This is a genomic window from Pseudomonas flavescens, from assembly GCF_013408425.1.
GTDB classification, from domain to species: domain Bacteria; phylum Pseudomonadota; class Gammaproteobacteria; order Pseudomonadales; family Pseudomonadaceae; genus Aquipseudomonas; species Aquipseudomonas fulva_A.
In genome coordinates, this window is sequence record NZ_JACBYV010000001.1 from 171911 (window position 1) to 194400 (window position 22490).

Annotated in this window: 18 protein-coding genes; 10 read left to right on the forward strand and 8 right to left on the reverse strand. The window is 63.2% G+C overall.

Annotated features, from left to right (window positions below):
* Positions 1 to 60 precede the first annotated feature (60 nt).
* Positions 61 to 1059: a class I SAM-dependent methyltransferase gene (locus tag FHR27_RS00745; protein ID WP_179537523.1), complete on the reverse strand. Its 999-nt coding sequence runs from the start codon at positions 1057 to 1059 to the stop codon at positions 61 to 63.
* A gap of 84 nt (positions 1060 to 1143) precedes the next feature.
* Complete coding sequence (locus FHR27_RS00750) at positions 1144 to 2109, reverse strand: 2-hydroxyacid dehydrogenase (RefSeq protein WP_179537524.1); 966 nt, start codon at positions 2107 to 2109, stop codon at positions 1144 to 1146.
* A 143-nt stretch (positions 2110 to 2252) separates the two neighbouring features.
* Between FHR27_RS00750 and FHR27_RS00755 the strand changes: the two genes are divergently transcribed.
* Complete coding sequence (locus tag FHR27_RS00755; RefSeq protein ID WP_042555215.1) at positions 2253 to 2882, forward strand: LysE family transporter; 630 nt, start codon at positions 2253 to 2255, stop codon at positions 2880 to 2882.
* 32 nt (positions 2883 to 2914) lie between these two features.
* On the opposite strand, the gene FHR27_RS00760 is transcribed toward FHR27_RS00755, so the two are convergent.
* On the reverse strand, positions 2915 to 4090 hold the full coding sequence (locus tag FHR27_RS00760; protein WP_179537525.1) for an acetyl-CoA C-acyltransferase: 1176 nt from the start codon (positions 4088 to 4090) through the stop codon (positions 2915 to 2917).
* Between the two features lie 168 nt (positions 4091 to 4258).
* Here FHR27_RS00760 and FHR27_RS00765 point away from each other — a divergent pair, with 168 nt between their 5' ends.
* The 7 genes from FHR27_RS00765 to FHR27_RS00795 all read left to right on the forward strand — a co-directional run bounded on the left by FHR27_RS00765 (position 4259) and on the right by FHR27_RS00795 (position 15477).
* Positions 4259 to 5941: a fatty acid--CoA ligase gene (locus FHR27_RS00765; RefSeq protein ID WP_179537526.1), complete on the forward strand. Its 1683-nt coding sequence runs from the start codon at positions 4259 to 4261 to the stop codon at positions 5939 to 5941.
* A 226-nt stretch (positions 5942 to 6167) separates the two neighbouring features.
* Positions 6168 to 8138 carry a DUF1302 domain-containing protein gene (locus FHR27_RS00770; protein ID WP_179537527.1) on the forward strand — a complete coding sequence of 657 codons (1971 nt, stop codon included), beginning with the start codon at positions 6168 to 6170 and terminating at the stop codon, positions 8136 to 8138.
* Positions 8139 to 8166: 28 nt separating this feature from the next.
* The gene (locus tag FHR27_RS00775) at positions 8167 to 9534 is read left to right on the forward strand and encodes a DUF1329 domain-containing protein (protein ID WP_179537528.1); all 1368 of its coding nucleotides are present in this window, start codon (positions 8167 to 8169) and stop codon (positions 9532 to 9534) included.
* A gap of 213 nt (positions 9535 to 9747) precedes the next feature.
* Positions 9748 to 12456, forward strand: a complete 2709-nt coding sequence (locus FHR27_RS00780) for a LuxR C-terminal-related transcriptional regulator (protein ID WP_179537529.1) — start codon at positions 9748 to 9750, stop codon at positions 12454 to 12456.
* Between the two features lie 78 nt (positions 12457 to 12534).
* Positions 12535 to 13179 carry an MBL fold metallo-hydrolase gene (locus tag FHR27_RS00785; protein WP_042555220.1) on the forward strand — a complete coding sequence of 215 codons (645 nt, stop codon included), beginning with the start codon at positions 12535 to 12537 and terminating at the stop codon, positions 13177 to 13179.
* Between the two features lie 126 nt (positions 13180 to 13305).
* On the forward strand, positions 13306 to 13962 hold the full coding sequence (locus FHR27_RS00790; RefSeq protein ID WP_042555221.1) for an OmpA family protein: 657 nt from the start codon (positions 13306 to 13308) through the stop codon (positions 13960 to 13962).
* Between the two features lie 192 nt (positions 13963 to 14154).
* Entirely contained in the window at positions 14155 to 15477 is a 1323-nt protein-coding gene (locus tag FHR27_RS00795; protein WP_264650089.1) for a diguanylate cyclase domain-containing protein, read from the forward strand.
* A 4-nt stretch (positions 15478 to 15481) separates the two neighbouring features.
* Here the strand turns inward: FHR27_RS00795 and FHR27_RS00800 are convergent, their stop codons facing one another.
* The 4 genes from FHR27_RS00800 to FHR27_RS00815 form a co-directional block, all read right to left on the reverse strand.
* Positions 15482 to 16381: an acyltransferase gene (locus FHR27_RS00800; protein ID WP_179537531.1), complete on the reverse strand. Its 900-nt coding sequence runs from the start codon at positions 16379 to 16381 to the stop codon at positions 15482 to 15484.
* Positions 16382 to 16516: 135 nt separating this feature from the next.
* Positions 16517 to 18610, reverse strand: a complete 2094-nt coding sequence (gene pta / locus FHR27_RS00805) for a phosphate acetyltransferase (protein ID WP_042555223.1) — start codon at positions 18608 to 18610, stop codon at positions 16517 to 16519.
* Positions 18611 to 18623: 13 nt separating this feature from the next.
* On the reverse strand, positions 18624 to 19808 hold the full coding sequence (locus FHR27_RS00810; RefSeq protein WP_042555224.1) for an acetate kinase: 1185 nt from the start codon (positions 19806 to 19808) through the stop codon (positions 18624 to 18626).
* Positions 19809 to 20219, reverse strand: a complete 411-nt coding sequence (locus FHR27_RS00815) for a DUF3565 domain-containing protein (RefSeq protein WP_373565110.1) — start codon at positions 20217 to 20219, stop codon at positions 19809 to 19811.
* On the opposite strand from FHR27_RS00815, the gene FHR27_RS00820 reads away from it, so the two are divergent.
* Together FHR27_RS00820 and FHR27_RS00825 are read left to right on the forward strand one after the other, a co-directional pair.
* The gene (locus FHR27_RS00820) at positions 20112 to 20597 is read left to right on the forward strand and encodes an FKBP-type peptidyl-prolyl cis-trans isomerase (RefSeq protein WP_042555353.1); all 486 of its coding nucleotides are present in this window, start codon (positions 20112 to 20114) and stop codon (positions 20595 to 20597) included. The genes FHR27_RS00815 and FHR27_RS00820 overlap by 108 nt on opposite strands.
* A 137-nt stretch (positions 20598 to 20734) precedes the next feature.
* Positions 20735 to 21217 carry a glutathione peroxidase gene (locus FHR27_RS00825; protein WP_042555225.1) on the forward strand — a complete coding sequence of 161 codons (483 nt, stop codon included), beginning with the start codon at positions 20735 to 20737 and terminating at the stop codon, positions 21215 to 21217.
* A gap of 58 nt (positions 21218 to 21275) precedes the next feature.
* Here FHR27_RS00825 and FHR27_RS00830 read toward each other — a convergent pair whose 3' ends face one another.
* Positions 21276 to 22481 (reverse strand): glycosyltransferase family 4 protein, encoded by a 1206-nt coding sequence (locus tag FHR27_RS00830; RefSeq protein WP_179537532.1) that lies wholly within the window; start codon positions 22479 to 22481, stop codon positions 21276 to 21278.
* Positions 22482 to 22490 lie beyond the last annotated feature (9 nt).

Here is a 22490-nt window from a genome sequence, read left to right on the forward strand (position 1 = left end):
TTCTGCCCAAGTGGGGCGCTTTGGGCAAGGCCTGCGCCGTTGTGCCGCAGGCCCGATGCGTCAGCGGCTGAGCGCCTGGTAGATGCGGAAGCCCTCGGCATCGGCCAGGGTGTGGCAGGTGCCGATATGCTGTTCGATCAGGGGCTGGTATTTGAGGAAACGGTTGGCCACCAGGCGAATCTGCCCACCCTTGCGCAGATGCTTGCCGGCCTGGCGCAACAAGTCCTCGCTGGCCTGATAGTGGGTGTGCACGCCCTGGTGGAAGGGCGGGTTGCTGAGGATCGCGCTCAACTCCGAGGGCGCCGCGGCGATGCCATCACCGCTGATGACGTCGGCTTCCAGGCCGTTCGCGGCAAGGGTCAGGCGGCTGCTGGCGACGGCGAACGCATCGACGTCCAGCAGGGTGACGTGGCTGTGCGGATAGCGACGTTTGAGCACCGCGCCGAGTACGCCGGCGCCACAGCCGAAGTCCAGCAGATGACCGCTCGGCAGCTCCTCCAGATGGTCGAGCAGCAGGGCGCTGCCGATATCCAGCCGGCCGTGACTGAACACGCCTGGAAGGGTGATCACCTCCAGCGGGCCGTCATCGAGCGGCAGTGTGTAGCGCTGCGCCAGTGCGCAGAGGTCCGGGGTGGCAGGGGCCTGATCCACGCGCACTTGCCAGAGCTGGCAATGACGTGCGCTGTCGAGCTTGCGCGGCGTGCCATAAGCGGCCATCTGTTTGGCCGCACGCTCGACACCTGCGCGCTTCTCACCGACCAGATAGAGCACGCCGCCTGGCAGGCGGGCCGCCAGAGCGTCGAGCAGGTAACCGGTCAGCTCGCGGGACTTGGGCAGAAACAGCACGGCAGAGTCGAAGCTGGCCTGCGGCGGGGCCACGCCAAACGAGCTGCGTTCGGCGAAGCGCGCTTCGAGTCGGCCGTGGTCGCCGGCGTGCCAACTCCAGCCAAGGGCGTGTGGCAGTTGTCCGAGTAGGTCATCGGCCGGGAGCCCTGCGAGCAGCATCGGGCCGTTGAACAGCTCGGCCTGACGCAGCAGCACTTCACTTCGCGGATCCATGAGATCTCCCCCGGCAAAAGCGCGAAGGGTAGGGGCGCCAGCTTCAAGCTGCAAGCCCAAAGCCGACGGAGAACGGAAGAGCCCTCAGTTCACCTGACGTATTGCCTGGCCTGACAGAAAGCCTGCGGCATTTTCTGCCAGTTGCCCGACGATCCGCTGGCGCGCCTCGCGACTGCCCCAGGCGCTGTGCGGGGTGACGATCAGGCGAGGAATGTCGGCAGCCAGCAGCGGGTTGCCATCGCGCGGTGGTTCCTGGGTCAGCACATCGGTGGCTGCGCCGCCGAGCTTGCCGGCACGCAGGGCATCGGCCAGGGCCTGCTCGTCGATGAGGCCCCCACGCGCGGTATTGATCACGAAAGCGCCGGGCTTGAGCAGGCCCAGTTCGCGGGCGGTGATCAGGTTGCGGGTCTGCTCGGTCAGCGGGCAATGCAGGGTCAGTGCGTCGACCTGGGGCAGCAGCTCATCGAGCGGCAGGCGATCCGCCCGCGGTGGGCGGCCTGGCAGTTGCCCGTAGAGCACGCGCATGCCGAAGGCTTCGGCCAGCCGGGCGACGGCGCCCCCCAGTTCACCGTGGCCGAGCATACCCAGGGTCTTGCCTTCGAGCTCGACGATCGGGTGGTCGAGCAGGCAGAACATCGGCGATTGCTGCCAGCGACCGGCGCGGATGTCACGCTGGTACTCCGCCAGGCTGGTGGCCAGGGCGAGTAGCAGGGTGAGGGTGTGCTGCGCGACCGAGGGGGTGCCGTAGCCCTGGCAGTTGCAGACGGCGACGCCACGGCTGCGGGCGGCATCCAGGTCGACATTGTTGGTGCCGGTGGCGCTTACCAGTACCAGTTGGAGATCCGGGCAGGCGCCGAGCACCGAGGCGTCGATCACTGCCTTGTTGACGATGGCCACGCGGGCGCCCTGCAGTCGTTCGATGACCTGTTCCGAGGTACTCCGCTCGTGGAGCACCAGCTCGGCGAACTGCTCGTGCAGTGGAGTCATGTCCAGATCGCCCAGATCGAGGGAGCGATAGTCGAGAAATACTGCGCGGCCGGTTTTACTCATCAGCTGTACCTTTCTGGCGTTCTTGTCGGGAGGTAAAGTGCAGCCTATCAGAACCTCTACGCCACTGGCGGCGGCTTGACCCGCGAGGGCCACGACTGGACCGCCGAGTGCCGAACACCGTTTGAAGCCGATGCGGAGCCGTTATGTACTGGATGGAATTCTTCACCGTTGCCCTGATCCACCTGCTGGCAGTGGCCAGCCCCGGGCCGGACTTCGCCATCGTGGTGCGAGAGAGCGTCGCGCACGGACGCCGCACGGGTGTGTTCTGCGCGCTGGGCGTGGGCATGGGGATCTTCGTTCACGTGGCATATTCGCTGCTGGGTATCGGCCTGATCGTTTCCCAGTCCATCGTACTGTTCAATGCCTTGAAGTGGCTGGCAGCCGCCTATCTGCTGTACATCGGCTTCAAGGCACTGCGCGCCAGGCCGGCCACTGCGGCTGCCGCCCGGAACCAGGCTCCAGCGCTTGCGCGCACGCGCCGCGGGGCCTTCGTCACGGGCTTCGTCACCAATGGCCTGAACCCCAAGGCAACGCTGTTCTTCCTGTCGCTGTTCACCGTGGTGATCAACCCCCACACGCCGCTGCTGGTTCAGGGCGGTTACGGCGTTTACCTGGCAGTGGCAACCGCATCGTGGTTCTGCCTGGTGGCCATGCTCTTCAGCCATCAGCGGGTGCGTGATGGTTTTGCCCGCATGGGGCACTGGTTCGATCGCCTGATGGGCGCGGTGCTGGTCGGTCTGGGTATCAAGCTGGCCTTCACCGAGCTGAAGTGAGGAGCACGGGAGTGCTCCTGCTTCACTGAGCGTCAGATGATTTCCACGGCGATTGCCGTCGCCTCGCCACCGCCAATGCACAGCGAGGCGATGCCACGCGTGCCGCCGGTCTGGCGCAGCGCGTTGATCAGCGTGATGATGATCCGCGAGCCGGTCGAACCCACCGGGTGACCCTGGGCGCAGGCGCCGCCGTATATGTTCACCTTGTCGTGATCGAGGCCGTGTTCGCGGATGGCCAGCAGGCTGACCATGGCGAAGGCTTCGTTGATTTCGAACAGATCGACCTCATCCTTGTGCCAGCCGACCTTGCGCAGCAGGTTGCCGATGGCGCCGATCGGGGCAAGGGTGAACTCGCTGGGATCCTGGCTCTGCGTGGCGTGCGCGACGATTCGTGCCAGCGGTTTGAGGCCGCGCGCCGTGGCCTGTTCGGCACTCATCAGCAGCAGCGCGCTGGCACCATCGGAGATCGAACTGGCGTTGGCCGCGGTAATGCTGCCGTCCTTGCCAAAGGCTGGCTTGAGAGCAGGAATACGCTCGATCCTGGCACTCAGGGGCTGCTCGTCTTCACTCACCCGTACGTCGCCCTGGCGGGTGCTCAGGGTGACGGGCACGATCTCGTCGGCCAGCAGCCCTGTGGCCATGGCATGCTGCGCGCGGCGCAGCGATTCGATGGCATAGGCATCCATGGCTTCGCGGGTGATGCCATGGCTATCAGCGGTTTCCTGAGCGAAAGAGCCCATCAGACGGCCCGTGCGGGCATCCTCCAGGCCATCGAAGAACATGTGGTCCTTGACCTCGCCATGGCCCATGCGCAGGCCTCCACGGGCCTTCGGCAGGAGGTACGGGGCGTTGGACATGCTTTCCATGCCGCCGGCGATCATCACCTCGTTGCTGCCAGCCTTGATCAGATCGTGGGCCAGCATCACGGCTTTCATGCCCGAGCCACAAAGCTTGTTGAGGGTGGTGCAGCCTGTGGCACTGGGCAGCCCGGCGGCCAGGGATGCCTGGCGGGCCGGCCCCTGCTTGAGCCCCGCGGGCAGAACGCAGCCCATGATCACTTCCTGCACATCGGCCGGCGCTATACCTGCCTTGGCTACCGCGGCGCGAATCGCCGCAGCCCCCAGTTCAACGGCGCTGAGTGTCGACAGGCTGCCCTGAAAACCACCCATGGGCGTACGAGCGCCGCTGACGATGACGATCTCTGACATGCTCTACCTCGTTCTAGTTGGTTATGGCGAAACCTGCATGGCGGTTCCAGCATGACGGCAGAATCATCCTTTCGGCTGATTGAACGGGCGCGCGCCCGCGCTACCGTCGGCCAGAGTGCCAAGACACTCAGGCTTCGCTACCAACAATAGTCCAGAACAGGTGAGCCCATGCTGCAGACCCGCATCATTCCTCCCGCTGCCAATGCCCATCAATACCCACTGCTGATCAAGCACCTGCTGCTCTCCGGCTGTCGCTACGAGAAAACCCGCGAGATCGTCTACCGGGACACCCTGCGCTACAGCTACGCGACCTTCGCCGAGCGGGTGGCTCGCCTGGCCAACGTGCTTGCTCAGGCAGGGGTCAAGGCCGGGGACACGGTAGCGGTCATGGACTGGGACAGCCATCGTTATCTGGAGTGCATGTTCGCGGTGCCGATGATCGGTGCGGTGCTGCATACCATCAACATCCGTCTGTCACCCGAGCAGATCCTTTACACCATGAACCACGCCGATGACCGTTTCGTGCTGGTCAACAGTGATTTCGTGGCGCTTTATCAGGGCATTGCCGATCAGCTCACCGGTGTCACCGGTACGCTGCTGCTGACCGACGCTGACGATTGCCGTGCAGCGCTTCCCAACCTGCTCGGCGAGTACGAGAGCCTGCTCGCGGCAGCCAGCCCGGTATACGAGTTCGTCGACTTCGACGAGAACTCCGTGGCCACCACCTTCTACACCACGGGGACCACCGGCAACCCCAAGGGCGTGTACTTCACCCATCGGCAACTGGTGCTGCACACCCTGTCCATGGCCTGCACGGTCGGCAGCCTGGACAGCATCCGCCTGATGGGCAGCGACGATGTCTACATGCCGATCACGCCGATGTTCCACGTGCATGCCTGGGGCGTGCCCTATGTCGCCACCCTGCTGGGGGTCAAGCAGGTCTATCCGGGGCGTTACGAGCCGGAAATGCTCTGCAAGCTGATCAAGGGCGAGCGGGTGACCTTCTCCCACTGCGTGCCGACCATCCTGCAGATGCTGCTCGGCGCCCCGGGCGCCCAGGGATACGATTTCAAGGGGTTGAAGATCATCATCGGGGGCAGCGCCCTGAATCGCACCCTCTACGATGCGGCCAAGGCCAGCGGCATTCAGCTCACGGCAGCCTATGGCATGTCGGAAACCTGCCCGCTGATTTCCTGTGGTTACCTCAACGAGGAGTTGCTGGCGGGCAGTGAGGACGAGCGCATCACCTACCGCATCAAGGCGGGTATTCCAGTCCCACTGGTCGAGGCGGCGATCATGGACGCCGACGGCCAGCAGTTACCAGCCGATGGCGAAACCCAGGGTGAACTGGTGTTGCGCTCCCCCTGGCTGACCCAGGGCTATTACCGCGAACCGGACAAGAGCGAGGAGCTGTGGGCTCATGGCTGGCTGCACACCGGCGATGTGGCGACTCTGGACGCCATGGGCTTCATCGAGATTCGTGACCGCATCAAGGATGTGATCAAGACCGGTGGCGAGTGGATATCTTCCCTGGAACTGGAAGACCTGATCAGCCGTCATCCCGCAGTGCGTGAAGTCGCGGTGGTTGGCGTGGCCGATCCGCAGTGGGGCGAGCGCCCGTTCGCATTGGTGGTGGCGAAGGAGGGGCAGGAGATGGACGCGAGGATTCTCAAGGAGCACCTCAAGCCTTTCGTCGAGCAGGGCCACATCAACAAGTGGGCGATTCCCACTCAGATCGCCCTTGTTACCGAAGTTCCCAAGACCAGTGTGGGCAAGCTGGACAAAAAGCGCATTCGCGTCGACATCGTGCAGTGGCAGGCGGCAGGAAGTGGGTTTCTGTCGACCCTGTAAGGCACGAATTTCAACGGCGAAAATGTGACTGATCAGTCAAACAAGCGTTTGGCTTGCTAATTGCTGGATTCGAGCCATTCTTGGCTTGTCACGGATGGGACTGATCCGTCGAAACCTGCGAGCCAGAGTGTCTCGAGCACTGTAAATCACTCTTTCGGGTGATCACCCGGCAAGGCTCGCTGGCTATAGTCAATCAGCCATAACAAAAACAAATGGAGTAGCGTCGATGACCAACACAACAAGGCCGTTCTGGCGTCTGGCAAAACTGCCGCTGGCCGTCAGCCTCGCATCAGCTCTCGCCAGCCCGGCATTCGCCGTCAATTTCAATATCGGGGAGATCGAAGGGCAATTCGATTCGTCGCTGTCGGTAGGGGCCAGTTGGTCGACGTCCAAAGCTGACAAGAATCTGATCGGTGTCAACAACGGTGGTTACGGGCTTTCGCAAACCACTGACGATGGCCGGTTGAACTTCAAGCGTGGCGAGACCTTCTCGAAGATCTTCAAAGGTATCCACGATCTCGAACTCAAGTATGGGGATACTGGTGTTTTCGTACGTGGCAAGTATTGGTACGACTTCGAACTCAAGGACGAGGGTCGCGAGTTCAAGGACATCAGTGATTCCAACCGCAAGGAAGGCGCCAAGTCTTCTGGCGGCGAGCTGCTCGATGCATTCGTCTACCACAATTACAGCATCGCCGATCAGCCCGGTACCGTGCGTCTGGGCAAGCAGGTAGTCAGCTGGGGCGAAAGTACCTTCATCCAGAACAGCATCAATGCGATCAACCCGGTAGACGTCGCTGCGTTCCGCCGTCCCGGTGCCGAGGTCAAGGAGGGGCTGATTCCGGTCAACATGTTCTACGTGTCGCAAAGCCTGACCGATAATCTGTCTGCGGAGTTCTTCTATCAGCTGGAGTGGGACCAGACCGTCGTCGACAACTGCGGCACCTTCTTCTCGCAGCCTGACGTTTACGCGGATGGCTGTAGCGACAACCTGGCCGTTCTCAGTCCTGCCCTCGGGTCGCTGTCAGGGTTCGGTGCCGCGGCTGGCGCAGGCTATCGCACCACCTCCGAAGGGGTGATCGTTCCTCGCGGTGCCGACAGAGATGCCCGTGACGATGGTCAGTTCGGCCTCGCGCTGCGTTGGTACGCGCAGGAGCTGGATACCGAGTTCGGTGCCTATTTCATGAATTATCACAGCCGTGCGCCGATCTTCAGCGGACAGGCAGCTTCCGCGGCAACAGTAGCTGCTGCACGGTCAGCGCCTACCGGGCTGGCTACTTCATTGATATCGGCCCGCTGTGCGACGCTCGGGGCTACATGCGCCACGCCAGGAGGGTTGGCCGCGGTCAGGAATGCCGTGCTTTCCAGCGCCCAATTCCAGACTGCCGCTACAGGTCTGGCGTCTGCTGCGATTGCGGGCAATAGCCGTTACTTTATCGAATACCCTGAAGATATCCGTCTTTATGGGTTGAGCTTCTCCACCACGTTGCCGACAGGCACCGCTTGGAGTGGTGAAATCAGTTACCGGCCGAATGCCCCCGTACAAATCAACTCGACCGACATTCTCTTTGGTGGTTTGACCCTTATCGACCCATCCGTATCGCCGATCCAGGCAGTCGCGGGGCAGGACAGTCACGGTTACCGCCGCAAGGAAATCACCCAGCTGCAAACCACGTTCACTCACTTCTTCGACCAGGTCATGGGTGCAGCCCGTATGACCGTCGTCGGTGAAGTCGGCTGGACGCACGTCGGCGGCCTGGAGAGTGTTTCGGAAATCCGCTACGGCCGCGATCCCGTATTCGGCCCAGGCCCATTGGCGGGCGGGCGTTGCCAGTCGCTCAACGCTAGCACCATCGGTGCAGGCGATGCGCGGAACGTCAGCCGCTACTGCGAAAACGATGGTTTCACCACCTCCGATTCGTGGGGCTATCGCATGCGGGCCATCTGGGATTACAACGATGCATTCGCCGGCGTGAACCTCAAGCCCAACGTGGCCTGGTCCCATGACGTGAAGGGTTATTCCCCAGGCCCAGGTGCCAACTTCGAAGAAGGCCGCAAGGCCGTCAGCCTGGGCGTCGATGCCGAGTACCAGAACACCTACACGGCCAGCCTCGCCTACACCAACTTCTTCGGTGGTGACTATAGCGTGCAGGACGATCGCGACTTCGTCGCCCTCAGCTTCGGCATGAACTTCTAAGCGCCCGTATTCATAGGAAAATGCATTTATGAACACAACGAAAAGACTGTTGCAGACCGGCGCTCTGACCTTGTCGCTGCTGGCCTGCAGCGTGATGGCGGCGGTATCTTCGGATGAGGCCGCCAAGCTGGGTAATACCCTGACGCCGATTGGTGCGGAGAAAGCAGGCAATGCCGATGGCAGCATTCCAGCATGGACCGGTGGTTTGCCGATCAATGCCGGGGCTGTGGATGGTGGTGGTTTCCTGGCCGATCCATTCCCCAACGAGAAGCCGCTGTTCACCATCACCGCGCAGAACGTCGAGCAGTACAAGGACAAGCTCACGCCGGGCCAGTACGCGATGTTCAAGCGTTACCCGGAAACCTACCGGATGCCGGTATTCCCAACCCACCGTACGGCGAATCTGCCGGATAACATCATTGCGGCAGCCAAACTCAATGCCACCAACACCAAGCTGATTCAGGGTGGTGAAGGCCTGGAGAATTTCCAGCTGGCCAACCCCTTCCCGATTCCCAAGGACGGTCTGGAAGCGATCTGGAACCACATCACCCGCTACCGTGGCGCCAGCGTTCGACGCCACGTCGTACAGGTGACGCCGCAGGCCAATGGCTCGTTCAGCCCGGTCAGCCTGGAAGAGGAGTTCGCCTTCCGCGGGATGATGAAGGACGTCGATACCAGCAAACCCAGCAATATCCTGTTCTACTTCAAGCAGCGGGTAACGGCGCCTTCGCGCCTGGCCGGCAACGTGCTGCTGGTGCATGAGACGATCGATCAGGTGAAGGAGCCGCGCATGGCGTGGTTGTACAACGCCGGTCAGCGCCGCGTGCGTCGTGCGCCGCAGGTGTCCTACGATGGCCCGGGTACCGCAGCCGATGGCCTGCGTACCTCGGATAACCTGGACATGTACAACGGTTCGCCGGATCGCTATGACTGGCAGTTGCTGGGCAAGAAGGAAATCTACATCCCCTACAACAGCTACCGCATCGATTCGCCGAAACTGAAGTACAGCGATATCGTCAAGGCTGGGCACTTGAACCCGGATCTGACCCGTTATGAGCTGCACCGCGTCTGGCACGTGACCGCTACCCTCAAGCAGGGCGAGCGTCACATCTATGCCAAGCGTGACTTCTATCTCGACGAGGATACCTGGCAGGCCTCTGCCATCGACCACTACGACGGTCGCGGTACCCTGTGGCGTGTAGCCGAAGCCCACGCGCAGTACTACTACGACAAGCAGGTACCTTGGTACGCGGTGGAAGTCATCCACGACCTGCTGTCCGGTCGTTACCTCGCTCTGGGTCTGAAGAACGAAGAGAAGCGTGCTTACGAGTTCGACTATCCGGCCAAGGAAAGCGATTACACCCCGGCAGCCCTGCGTCAGTCCGGCGTTCGCTGATCAGCGCATGGAGGAGAGAGAACCGGCCTCAGGGCCGGTTTTTTCTTGCCTGTAGAAACGCTCGATCGTATTCGGGGGAGACCTGCGAGCCTGTGCATGCCGGACGCATCCTGAATCATCCAGAGCGGTTATGGAGGCTTCTAAAGCGCCGGGTTACCGACTAGGCTCACCAGTCACTCTGCCCACTTCGCTGCGCCGTTCAAGATTCTGCTGATGATCGACCCTTCTCCTTCACTGCGTGCCGCTCCCATCGTCGTATCGGGCGAGGGCTGCGGGCATTTCTTTCGGCCACCTCTGCCGCAGGGCTACATAAAACGGCCACGTCTCTGTGAGCGGCTGCTGCACGGCCTGGGCGGGCGTCTGCTGTTCATCGGCGCACCTGCCGGTTTCGGCAAGAGCTCCTTGGCCATCGAGTTCTGCGAAGGCCTGCCGGCAGGCTGGCAGAGCCTGTGGCTGGGGTTGGCCAGCCGCGACAGCGATCCTGGCCGCTTTCTGGAGCGGCTTCTGGCCGGGCTGCAATCCTGTTATCCCGGCCTGGCGAGCGAGGCTGCCGGCGTGCTCAAGCTGCGCCAACGTCACCAACCGTTCGCCTTCGAAGCCTGGCTGGGCGAGCTGCTCGACGAACTGGGTGAGCGCCTGGATACCGCCAGGCCGTTACTCGTCGTCCTCGACGACTACCACTTGGCGCAGGGCGCGGTACTCGACGGTTGCCTGCAGTTCCTGCTCAATCACTTGCCTGCTGGGTTGATACTTCTGGTCACCAGCCGTCAGCGCCCTGACTGGCATCTCGCGCGTCTTCGTTTGTCACGGCAACTGCTGGAACTGCAGGAGCAGGACTTGCGTCTCGACGAGCGAGAGGTCGAGACGCTGCTGCGTGAGCGGGGTGTGAGGCTGACTGCCGCCGAGCTGGCGGAATTGCGCCTGCGCAGCGAGGGCTGGGTGGCCGGTCTGCGTCTCTGGCTACTGGCGGCCGAAGAGGGTGGGGCGGTGCGTGGGCAGGCAGGTCTGCAGGGCGCTCAGGGGTTGATTCGCGACTATCTGCTCGAAGAGGTGATCGGCCGCCAGCCACAAGCGGTACAGGCATTTCTCTACGAGACGGCAGGCCAGGAACGTATCTGTGCAGAGCTGTGCGATGCCCTGCGCGATGCACGGGACAGCAGCGAAATTCTCCGTCACCTGCAGGCCCATCAGGTCTTTCTGGTGCCCCTCGACAGCCAGGGCCGCTGGTTTCGTTATCACCATCTTTTCTCCGATCTGTTGCGTGCCCGCTCTGAGCCGGCCCTGGCCAATGGTCGACATCTGCGTGCCAGCAACTGGTTCGCTGCCCAGGGTTTGATCGGCGAGGCGGTCGAGCATGCCCTGCGTGCCGGGCAGCCAGGCGTTGCCGCACAACTGGTTCAGAACCTCTCCGAGGAACAACTGCTCGGTGAGCAGGACTTCGCCGCCTTGCTGCGCTGGAAAGCCAACCTGCCGGACAGCCTGCTGGTCAGTACGCCACGGTTGATAGCCCTGTACGGCTGGGCACTGGTGCTGGCCTGCCAGCTGGATGCCGCCGAAGATCTGATCGGGCAACTGCAGCGCTTTCTGCCAGCGCCAGATGCCGAACAGCAGCGCAACCTGATCGCGCAATGGCTGGCGCTCAGCGGGGTCATCGCGCGTGGGCGGGGTGACAGTGACAGGGCCCGACGTCACTGCGAGGCGGCTTTGCAGGATCTGCCCCTGGAACGTTATGGGCAGCGGCTGCTGTGCCTGTCCACGCTGGGCAATCTGGCCATTAGTCAGAACGACATCTGGCAGGCTCGAGCGATCAACCGCAACGCCCTGGAGCTGGCGCAGCGGGTCGGCAATCCATTGTTCGAGGCCCTGGTGCATCACGACCGGGCGCGCAGCCTGCAGGCCCGCGGCGAAGTGTCCCGGGCGCTTGGCGAAGTCGAGATCGGCCTTGCCAGGTTGCGCGGCTTGCCGGGGGACGCGTACGCCACCCGGGCACGTTTACGGCTTTATGGCGGGTATCTGCTGACCGTGCGCCTGCAGCCACAGGATGCCCGTGAGCAGTTGCGCGCCGGTGTCAGCGAGGCGCGTGCCTGTCGTGACCTGGGCGTGCTGCTCGGGCATTGCTGCCTGGCCGCGCTGGACGGCCGAGAAGGCCGCTTCGCCGAAGCATTCGCCGAACTGGCCGAGGCCGAGCGGCTGATGCACATGTGGGATGTGCCGGCGGTGTATTACCTGGCGATCATCACCCTGAGCAAATGCGAACTCTGGCTGCTTCAGGGCCAGACCGAGCTGGCTGCGGTCTGGCTGCAGCGCCTGGCCGAAACCTACGGTGGAGAACAGGCTGCGGCAGCGCCGGAGTTCCAGCCTCAGTTGCACCTGCACATCGCCTTGCTGCAAGGCGTTCTGGCGACCACCCAGGGCCGTGCAGAGGCGGCCGAGCGATTCTTTTCCGGGCTGGCGAAAACCGGCATCGATAGCCTGCCAGGGACGACGGCACGGGTGCAGATGATCCTGCTGTTGCGGCGTGCCGGCCGCGAGCATGAGGCACGCATGCAACTGCGAGGTTGTGTGCAGGCATTGGCAGGTGGTGCGCTGCTGCCGTTTCGGCAACTGCTGGAACAGGAACCGCAATGGCTTGGCGAGCGCCTGCGCGAGTACCCGAACTGCCCGCTGTGCCTGTCGCTGCTGGAGCAGTTGCCCGCTGCGGTGGTTCTGCCCACCGCGTGTTGCGAAGGGCTGAGCACTCGCGAGCTGGCGGTACTGCAACTGATCGCGCAGGGGTGTTCCAACCAGCAGATCAGCGAGCGGCTGTTCATTTCCCTGCACACGGTGAAAACCCACGCACGCCATATCAATGGCAAGCTCAACGTGCAGCGCCGCACCGAGGCCGTGGCCCGAGCACAGGTGCTGGGGCTGCTGAATTCCTGACCACCGGCTGCAAGCGTGAAGCCCCGCTTTACGGCTAGAATCCGCCCTTGGCCCGCCACCCGCTTTACAGGAACGCCCATGCAAGCTTCACGACCTAGCCTGATCCGCGAAACCTTCCCCGTCGGCCCGTTGCAGTGCAACTGCACGATCATCGGTGATCCTTTGACCGGCAAGGCCATAGTCGTCGATCCGGGCGGCAATCCGGAGTTGATCATGGCGCGCCTGGAAGTGCTGGGCCTGAAAGTGGTGAGCATCATCCATACCCATGCGCACCTCGATCACTTTCTCGCCTCCGGACAGATGAAAGAAAAGACCGGTGCAACCCTGCACCTGCACAAGGACGATCAGTTTCTCTGGGACAACCTGGAGATGCAGTGCCAGATGTTCGGCGTGCCCTACACGCCCGTACCTGCGCCTGACCAGTGGCTGGCCGATGACGAGGCGCTCGCCTGCGGCTGTGGCGTGGCGCTGCATACGCCGGGTCATACACCGGGTTCGATGAGCTTCTGGTTTCCGGAGGCCAAGTTGCTGATTGCCGGCGATACGCTGTTTCGCCGGGGCATCGGGCGGACCGATCTGTGGGGCGGTGACTATGCCACCATCGAACGCTCGATCAAGCAGCGATTGTATCGCCTGGACGAGGAGGCGACCGTGGTCACCGGCCATGGCGCGGACACCCGGCTGGGCGACGAGATGCGCGAGAACCCCTTCGTGCGGGCTTGAAAAACAAGTCGTTACAGATTTTTCCCTTTGCAGTTGTTAGGCTGCGTCAGGAACTTGGCGCTTTTCCGTGGTTCGAAGCCGCGGGCCAAGCCTGACATCTACACGCAACGACACAAGGGAATCATCATGAACAACTGCCGCTCTCTGATGGCTGCTATCGCTGTATTGGCCATTCTCTCCGGCTGTACGGCCAACCCCTATACCGGCGAAAGCCAGGCCGGCAAGGCTGGGATCTATGGCGGCGTTGGTGCCCTGGCAGGCGCTGCTGTCGGTGCCGCGACCTCGAGCAAGAAGGATCGCAAGAAAGGTGCGCTGATCGGAGCTGCCGTCGGTGGCGCGGCGGGCGGTGGCTACGGTTACTACGTCGATACTCAGGAAGCCAAGCTGCGTCAGCAGTTGCAAGGCACAGGCGTTCAGGTGCAGCGCAACGGCAACGACCTGACGCTGATCATGCCGGGCAATATCACGTTCGCCAGCAACTCGGCGGACATTTCCAGCAGCTTCTACCCGACGCTGAATTCGCTGGTGCTGACCTTCAAGGAATTCAACAAGAACGGCGTGAATATCGTCGGTCATACCGATAGCACCGGTTCTGCCGATCTCAACCAGAACCTGTCTACCCGCCGTGCCCAGAGCGTTGCCTCGTACCTGTCGGCCAATGGTGTCGACTCGTCGCGCATCTCCTCTTACGGAGCCGGCCCCAACCAGCCTATCGCCAGCAATGCCAATGAAGCTGGCCGCGCGCAGAATCGCCGGGTGGAGATCAATCTGCGTCCGCTGTAAGAACCCAAGGCTCATCAGAAACCCCGCCCCGGCGGGGTTTTTTGATGCCTGTGATTCTGCAGGCTGGCACGTGGCTATGTGGCCGGGCAAGGCTAGACTGGTGAGAGGAATGGTCGAACCCGGCGCGAGCTTGTCGATGCCGTCAGGCGTCGAAGCTCGCTGCGGGACGCAGTCATGGGCATGGAGGTAGGTGTGCAGGATCAGGATAAGACGCTGGGAATCCTCGTCGTCGATGACCGCTGGGACAACCTGGAGGACATGCAGGAGCTGCTGGAGGATATTGGCCGGCCGGTGCACTGCCTCGACTCCGGCGCCAAGGCCCTGGAATTTCTGGCACAGGGGCAGGTGGGGCTGGTGCTGCTCGATGTGCAGATGCCACGCATGGACGGTTTCGAGGTGGCGCGACGCATGCGCGATGATCCGCGTACGCGCTTCACACCGATCATCTTCATCTCCGGGATGATCCAGACCGATGACGTCCTCAGTCAGGGCTACGGCGCCGGTGCGGTGGATTTCATTTCCAAGCCGGTGCAGCCGGCGATCCTGCTGCACAAGGTGCGCGCGCTGCTCGAGCGTGAGCAGTATCGCAGCGGCCTGTTGCGCCTCAGCCAGCAACTGGAGCGCGAGCGCGCCTTCAATGCTTCGATTCTCGACAACACCGCCGAAGGCATCATGGTGGTGGGCGACGATGGGCGCGTGCGCTTCGCTAACCCGGCGATCGCCAGAATGCTCGGTTGTCAGGACGCCGAGCTGGCCGGCAGCGAGCTGCTGACCTGGATCGATACGCCCCGCGAGGAACGCTGGCAAGCGTCGAGCTTCTACCAGCATTGGCTGCGTCGGGAGAACCTGCGTCTGCACGATGCCAACCTGCGTACCCGGGATGGACAGCGTGTGCCGGTAGCGCTGTCTTGCTCGCCGCTGCCCGATGAGCAGAACGCGATGATTCTGCTTGCGCTGGACATGTCGGTGGTTCGCGACCTGCATCAACAGCTCGAGTCGCTGGCCATCACGGATGCGCTGACGGGATTACTCAACCGGCGCGGTTTTCTTCAGGAGCTGCAGGCTGCGATCTCGCGCAACGAGCGCACCGGTCAGAAGGCCGCGTTGCTCTACCTCGATCTGGATGGCTTCAAGCACATCAACGACACCCTGGGGCACGAGATGGGCGATCAGGTACTGCGCTGGGTCAGTGTGCAGCTCAAGACCTGCCTGAGGCCCTACGACCATCTGGCGCGCATCGGGGGCGACGAGTTCACGGTGATCATCGACAGCCTGGGCAGTCCGGCCGATGCCGCGTCAGTGGCGGAGAAACTGATCGAGCAGGTATCCAGTGAGCAGCGTTTCCAGGGCGAGTCGTTCAGTCTGGGCGTCAGCATCGGTATCGCCTTGCTGCCCGCCGATGGCAATACCATCGAAGAGGTGCTGCGCGCCGCCGATACCGCGATGTACGCGGCCAAGCGCGGCGGGCGGCGGCAGTTCTGCTTTTACGGTGCCGAGCTGCAGCCGCTGAGCTGACGGCTCAGGGATGCTGCTGGTGCAGCCGTTCCAGCTGGACGTCCTTGTCGTGCCAGAGCGCGTTGATCCATTGCTGGAATTCCTTGCGATAGGCTTCGTCCTGATCATAGGCGCGACCGATGAAGTGCGTGGGGATCGGTAGCTGCTCGATGAGTACCACCACGTCTTCCAGCTGGCCACTCAGCAGCGCCCAGAATCCTGGGCTGCCCTTGGGATAATGCAGGGTGACGTTGATGATGCCGTGCAATTGCTCGCCCATGGCATCGAGTACGAAGGCCAGGCCACCCGCCTTGGGCTTCAACAGATAACGGTAGGGGGACTGCTGTTCTCGGTGCTTGGCCGGCGTCAGCCGCGTGCCTTCGACGAAGTTGAAGATGCCGACAGGGTTGTGTCGGAATTTGGTGCAGGTACGCCGGGTGGTCTGCAGGTCCTTGCCTTTCTTCTCCGGGTGCCTGGCCAGGTATTCCTTGGAGTAGCGCTTCATGAACGGGAAACCCAGCGCCCACCAGCACAGCCCGATTACCGGTACCCAGATCAACTCCTGCTTGAGGAAGAACTTCAGCGGGCGGATTCGTCTGTTGAACAGGTACTGCAGCACCAGAATATCTACCCAGCTCTGATGGTTGCTGGTCACCAGGTAGGAGTGCTGATAGTCGAAGCCCTGTGCCCCCTCGACGTGCCAGCGGGTGTTGCCCAGCACCTGCATCCAGACCTTGTTGCAGCTGATCCAGCCTTCCTGGATGAAGGCCATCGACCGGTCGCAGGCCCGCTGTACGACAGCCAATGGCAGGAGGATGCGCAGCAGGGTGACGGCAAACAAAGGCCAGCACCAGAACAGCGTGTTGACGGCTAGCAGGACACTGCCCAGCAGACCGAGCAGGGGGGCAGGCAGAAAATGCAGCATGGATGCGCGGACCTCGTGCAGGTTGAGCCGCGGCCATGGCTCGGCGGCAATTGCCGCACAGGTTAACGATTGGTGATGGAACTGCAAGCCGATCCGAGCGCGAACCGCATTGGCTGCGCTCGAACTGGCGGAGCCTCACTGGCGCATGTTGGCGGCCTGAATCGCGGTGAGCGCGATGGTGAAGACGATATCGTCGACCAGCGCTCCGCGGGACAGGTCGTTCACCGGCTTGCGCAGGCCCTGCAGCATGGGGCCGACGCTGATGCAGTCGGCGCTGCGTTGAACGGCCTTGTAAGTGGTGTTGCCGGTATTCAGGTCCGGGAATATGAACACCGTGGCGCGGCCGGCCACCGGGCTGTTGGGCGCCTTCTGCCGGCCCACGCTTTCGATGGCGGCGGCGTCGTACTGCAAGGGGCCATCGAGGAGCAGATCCGGGTTGGCCTTGCGCGCCAGACGGGTCGCCTCGCGGACCTTCTCCACTTCCTCACCGCTGCCGGAGTCGCCGGTGGAGTAGCTGAGCATGGCCACGCGCGGTGGAATACCGAAGGCCTGTGCCGAACTGGCGCTCTGCAGGGCGATTTCGGCCAGTTGTTCTGCGTTGGGGTCCGGATTGACCGCGCAATCACCGTAGACCAGAACCTGATCAGGCAGCAGCATGAAGAACACCGAAGACACCAAGTTGTAGCCCGGTGCGGTCTTGATCAACTGCAGCGCCGGGCGGATGGTATTGGCCGTTGTGTGCACCGCGCCGGACACCAGGCCGTCGACCTCGTCCAGGGCCAGCATCATGGTACCCAGCACCACGGTGTCTTCGAGCTGAGCGCTGGCCATGGGGGCGTTGAGGCCCTTGCCCTTACGCAGCTCGACCATCGGCTCAACATAACGCTCGCGGATCAGATCCGGGTCGAGAATCTCCAGGCCCGGTGGCAGCTCGATGCCCTGAGCCTGCGCCACTGCATGCACTTCTTCGGGTTTGGCCAGCAGCACGCAGCGGGCGATGCCGCGTGCCTGACAGATGGCCGCGGCCTGCACGGTGCGCGGCTCGGCGCCTTCGGGCAGGACGATGCGCTTGTTGGCTGCCTTGGCCTGTTGCACCAGCTGGTAGCGAAACGCGGGGGGCGACAGGCGCAGTTCACGGGGGCTGCCGCAGCGGGCGGCAAGCCAGTCGTGGTCGAGGTGGCTGGCTACGAAGTCGGCGACCTTCTCGGCACGCTCCTTGTCGTCGACCGGAATTTCCTTGTTCAGCCGGTTGAGGTTGGTGGCGGTATCGTAGGAGCCGGTACTTACGGTCATCACCGGCAGGCCGCTCTGCAGCGCGCCACGGCATAGCTCCATGATGCGCGGGTCAGGGGCGAAGTCACTGCACAGCAACAGGCCGGCCAGTGGCATGCCGTTCATGGCCGCCAGGCTGGCCGCGAGAATGATGTCGTCGCGATCGCCTGGCGTCACCACCAGCGTGCCGGGCTTGAGCAACTGTACGGTGTTGGCCACGGCGCGGGCGCAGAGCACGATTTTCAGCATGCGGCGCTGTTCGTAGTCACCGGCGTTCAGCACACGGGCGCCGAGCAGTTCGGCGATATCGCGGGTGCGCGGTGCATTCAATTCGTCGAGCCAGGGAATGCAGCCGAGCAGGCGGAATTCCGGATGACGCAGCAGCGAGGAGTGCTCGCGCAGGCGTGCAGCGAACGCTTCCAGACCGTCGTCACTGCGGATCTTGTTGAGGATCACCCCGAGTACTTTGGGGTCTTTCGGCCCGCCGAACTGCTGGGCCTGGATTTCCACGCGGTCGCACAGCTCGCTGAGGCTTTCCTGCTCTGGGGCGGAGACCAGAATCACGTCGGCATCCAGGCTCTTGGCCAGATGGAAGTTGACCCGTGCCGCGTAGCTGGCCTGGCGGGTTGGCACCATGCCTTCGACGATCACCACGTCCTTGTCCTTGGCGGCCTCCTGATAGAGGCTGATGATTTCCTCGAGCAACTCGTCCAGGTCGCCATCGCCCAGGCGGCGCTCGACGTGAGCGAGCGCCAGCGGCTTGGGCGAGTGCAGGCCATGGGTGCGAGCGACCAGTTCGCTGGAGCGCTCGGGACCGGCGTCGCCCTGGTGTGGCTGGGCGATCGGCTTGAAGAAACCGACCTTGAGACCGGCCCTTTCAAGGGCGCCTACCAGGCCCAGGCTGATGGAGGTGAGGCCGACCCCGAAGCCGGTCGGGGAAATGAAGAAGGTGTGCATGGGGTTCTCCGTGTCAGTCGAGCAGCGCCAGTGTGTCGAGGGCGATCTGTCGCTCTTCGTTGGTGGGCACCACCAGCACCCGAATATGGTCTTGCGCATGGATAGGCCCGCTGACGCCACGCAGGCAGCGCGCGTTGGCCGTGGCGTCCAGTTTCAGGCCGAGCAGGCTCAGGTGGGCGACCGTCTTGCTGCGGATCAGTGGCGAGTTTTCGCCGATGCCGCCGGTGAAGATCAGCCCGTCCAGACGCGGCAGGGCGCAGCTCATGGCCGCCAGGGATTTGGCCAGCCGGTAGCAGAACACCTCGATGGCCAGGGTCGCGCCGGCATGCCCTTCTTCACGGGCCTGTTCGAGGCTGCGCATGTCGTTGGAGAGGCCGGACAGACCGAGCAGGCCGCTGTCGTGGTTGAGCATGCGATCGATCTGCTCCAGGCTCCAGCCCAGGGTGCGCGAGAGGTGGCTGTGCAGGTTGGGGTCAACGTCACCGCTGCGGGTGCCCATCACCAGCCCCTCCAGTGGGGTCAGCCCCATGCTGGTATCGCGGCTCTGGCCGTTGACCACGGCGCAGGTCGAACAGCCATTGCCCAGGTGGGCGACCAGCCATGCGCTGTCGTCGATGGGCAGGCCGGTCAGCTCGGCAGCGCGGGCGCTGACGAAGCGGTGGCTGGTGCCGTGGAAACCGTAGCGGCGTACGCCGTGGTCGCGGTACAGATGTTCCGGCACGGCGTAGCGGTAGGCATGCTCGGGCAGGCTCTGGTGAAAGGCGGTGTCGAACACCGCGACCTGAGGCAGTTGTGGGTACAGCGCCAGCGCGGCTTCGATGCCTAGCAGGCCCGCAGGGTTGTGCAGTGGCGCCAGGGGTGCCACCGCACGGATCGCCGCGATCACTTCATCGTCCAAGCGCTGGGCGCTGGTGAAGTGTTCGCCACCATGCACCACCCGGTGGCCGATGCCATGCAGATGGCCGCCGGTGGCTTCCTGCACCCGCGCAAGCAGGTGGGCGAGGGCTGCACGGTGATCGTCACCGGCAATCGCCTGACTGTGCTTGATGCCATCGCGCTGCCAGTGCAGAACGGCATCTGCGCTACCGAGACGTTCGGCCAGGCCGCTGATGGCGAACTGGGTCTGGTCGGGATCGACCAGCGCGAACTTGATGGAGGAGCTACCGCAGTTGATCACCAGAATATTGCGTGCGGGCATTCAGAAGTCCTTAGGCGTTTCGGCTAGCGCTGCGACACACCAGCCACAGGTGAAGTTCGTGCCGATACGTGTGCGCCGTTGCACGGCATCGAGCACCCAGGCGCGATTTTGCCAGGGAGGCTGATGGCGCAGGTGTTGAGTATGGCCACAAGATAAGACAGCCACCCAGTGACCGTCATGATCCTGCTCAAAACCGACCAGGGTAATGCCCGATGCGGCCCGCCCGTCTGGGGTTGGGTCGCTTTCGCATCGTCCCTTGGTTACAATCTCACGTTCATTTTCCTCGAGCAAAAGGTTCGCCCCATGCAGATCGCCGCCAACAAGGCCGTTTCCATCGACTATACCCTGACCAACGATGCCGGTGAGGTAATCGATAGTTCCGCTGGCGGCGCGCCGCTGGTTTACCTGCACGGCGCTGGCAACATCATCGTCGGTCTCGAGAAGGCACTGGTCGGCAAGCAGGCCGGTGACGAAGTCAATGTCTCCGTCGAGCCTGAAGAAGCCTACGGCGAATACAGCGCTGAGCTGGTCGCCACCCTGAACCGCTCGATGTTCGAAGGCGTCGACGAACTGGAGGTCGGCATGCAGTTCCACGCATCCGGCCCGGACGGCGGCATGCAGATCGTCACCATCCGTGAGCTGGACGGCGACGACGTGATCGTCGACGGCAACCACCCGCTGGCCGGCCAGCGCCTGACCTTCGCGGTCAAGGTCGTCGACGTGCGTGATGCCAGCGCCGAAGAAGTCGCCCACGGTCACGTGCACGGCGAAGGTGGTCACCACCACTGATCCGTATGTCGGCAGTCGATCTTTCGCTGCTGGCCGCTGGTCACCCCTGACTGCTAAGCTGCAGTCACGAAAAGGCGCCTTTTTCGGCGCCTTTTTCGTCTCTTCTTCATCCGTATTAGCGTTACCCGGAGCACACCATGAGCGCCTTTCACGACCTGACACTGCACGCACTGGATGGCCAGGAGCTGCCTTTGGCTCCGCTCAAGGGCAAAGTCGTGCTGGTGGTCAATGTGGCCTCGAAGTGCGGGCTTACGCCGCAGTATGCGGGGCTGGAGCGCTTGCAGCAGGCGTATGCAGCCCAGGGTTTCAGTGTACTGGGTGTGCCGTGCAATCAGTTCGCGGGCCAGGAGCCGGACAGTGAGTCGGCGATCGCGCAGTTCTGCAGCCTGAACTACGGGGTCACCTTCCCGCTGAGCAGCAAGCTCGAAGTCAACGGCAGTAGCCGCCATCCCCTGTATCGACTGCTGGCCGGCGAGGGCGCCGAGTTTCCCGGTGACATCACCTGGAACTTCGAGAAGTTTCTGGTCGGCCAGGATGGTCGCGTGCTGGCGCGCTTCTCGCCGCGCACCGCTCCGGATGATCCTGCCCTGATCCAGGCCATCGAGAAAGCGCTGGCCTGAATGACACAGGCCGCCGATCAGGCGGCCTGTCTCGTATGCGGCCCCAGCTTGGGCTGGCTTAATGCGCCCGCTTCGTCTCGATCGCTACCGCGGCGGTACGCGCAGCGCTTTGCCTGTCGTTGCCATGGATCGCGCCGTGCAGGTGGTTTTCGAACTCTTCGATGATCGATGCCCAGCTCTGTCTGGCCGCGTGCCGGCGCGCATTGAGACGCACCCGGCGCAGGTTCTCCCTGTCTTCGATCAACCAATTGGCGGCTTCGATGAAGGTACGCTGGTCATCGGCGCTGGCCAGCATGCCGGAGTGGCCGTGCTCGACGTGTTGAGCGGCTGCCGCTTGATCGAAGGCGACTACCCCCAGCCCTGCTGCCATGGCCTCGAGCAACACATTGCCGAACGTCTCGGAGAGGCTGGGAAACAGGAACAGATCGCCGCTGGCGTAGTGCTCGGCCAGGGTTTCGCCACGCTGTATGCCGCAGAACAGCGCATCCGGCAGTTGCCGCTGCAGGCTGTCGCGCTGCGGGCCGTCACCCACCACGATCAGCTTGAGCCGCTGCCCTGCACGTTGTCGCTGCAGGGCCTGGAAGGTGCTCACCAGCAGATCCAGATTCTTTTCCGCAGCCAGCCGGCCGACGTGCAGCACGGCGATATCCTGCTCATCGAGGCCCCAGCTGCGGCGTAATTCGTCACTGCGCCGGGCCGGGTTGAACAGGTTGGCATCGACGCCACGGGCAAGCAGCTCCAGGCGCTCGAAACCGCGACGCTGCAGTTCGCAGCGCTGGCTGAGGCTAGGCACCAGGGTCATGCGTGAGGCGTTGTGAAACCAGCGCAGGTAGTTGGTCAGCAGCCGGGTCAGCAAGGTGATGCCGTAATGCCCGGTGTATTGCTGAAAGTTGGTGTGAAAGCCGCTGATCACCGGGATGCGCAGGCGCCGAGCGGCTCTCAGGGCGGACAGGCCCAGCGGCCCTTCGGTGGCGATGTAGAGCACATCCGGGCGCTGCCTGCGCCACAGGCGCAGCAGCTTGTGACGTGCCGACTGGCCCCATTGCAGGCCCCGGTAGCCGGGTAGCGGCCAGCCGCGGGTGAGCAGCAGGTCGTCATCGTTGATCGCGGTTGCATCGGCGGCCTGTCGGGGCCGGATCAGTTGCAGGCGATGACCGCGCGCGCGCAGCCCGGTGACCAGATGGCCGAGGGTATTGGCCACCCCATTGATTTCCGGGCTGAAGGTTTCGCTGACCAGGGCGATGAATAGCGGGGGAGTGCTCATGACAGCAGT

Coding starts and splice junctions, on each gene's coding strand:
- FHR27_RS00745 (WP_179537523.1), bottom strand. CDS start 1,059: ATGGATCCGCGAAGTGAAGTGCTGCTGCGTCAGGCCGAGCTGTTCAAC.
- FHR27_RS00750 (WP_179537524.1), bottom strand. CDS start 2,109: ATGAGTAAAACCGGCCGCGCAGTATTTCTCGACTATCGCTCCCTCGAT.
- FHR27_RS00755 (WP_042555215.1), top strand. CDS start 2,253: ATGTACTGGATGGAATTCTTCACCGTTGCCCTGATCCACCTGCTGGCA.
- FHR27_RS00760 (WP_179537525.1), bottom strand. CDS start 4,090: ATGTCAGAGATCGTCATCGTCAGCGGCGCTCGTACGCCCATGGGTGGT.
- FHR27_RS00765 (WP_179537526.1), top strand. CDS start 4,259: ATGCTGCAGACCCGCATCATTCCTCCCGCTGCCAATGCCCATCAATAC.
- FHR27_RS00770 (WP_179537527.1), top strand. CDS start 6,168: ATGACCAACACAACAAGGCCGTTCTGGCGTCTGGCAAAACTGCCGCTG.
- FHR27_RS00775 (WP_179537528.1), top strand. CDS start 8,167: ATGAACACAACGAAAAGACTGTTGCAGACCGGCGCTCTGACCTTGTCG.
- FHR27_RS00780 (WP_179537529.1), top strand. CDS start 9,748: ATGATCGACCCTTCTCCTTCACTGCGTGCCGCTCCCATCGTCGTATCG.
- FHR27_RS00785 (WP_042555220.1), top strand. CDS start 12,535: ATGCAAGCTTCACGACCTAGCCTGATCCGCGAAACCTTCCCCGTCGGC.
- FHR27_RS00790 (WP_042555221.1), top strand. CDS start 13,306: ATGAACAACTGCCGCTCTCTGATGGCTGCTATCGCTGTATTGGCCATT.
- FHR27_RS00800 (WP_179537531.1), bottom strand. CDS start 16,381: ATGCTGCATTTTCTGCCTGCCCCCCTGCTCGGTCTGCTGGGCAGTGTC.
- pta (WP_042555223.1), bottom strand. CDS start 18,610: ATGCACACCTTCTTCATTTCCCCGACCGGCTTCGGGGTCGGCCTCACC.
- FHR27_RS00810 (WP_042555224.1), bottom strand. CDS start 19,808: ATGCCCGCACGCAATATTCTGGTGATCAACTGCGGTAGCTCCTCCATC.
- FHR27_RS00820 (WP_042555353.1), top strand. CDS start 20,112: ATGCAGATCGCCGCCAACAAGGCCGTTTCCATCGACTATACCCTGACC.
- FHR27_RS00825 (WP_042555225.1), top strand. CDS start 20,735: ATGAGCGCCTTTCACGACCTGACACTGCACGCACTGGATGGCCAGGAG.
- FHR27_RS00830 (WP_179537532.1), bottom strand. CDS start 22,481: ATGAGCACTCCCCCGCTATTCATCGCCCTGGTCAGCGAAACCTTCAGC.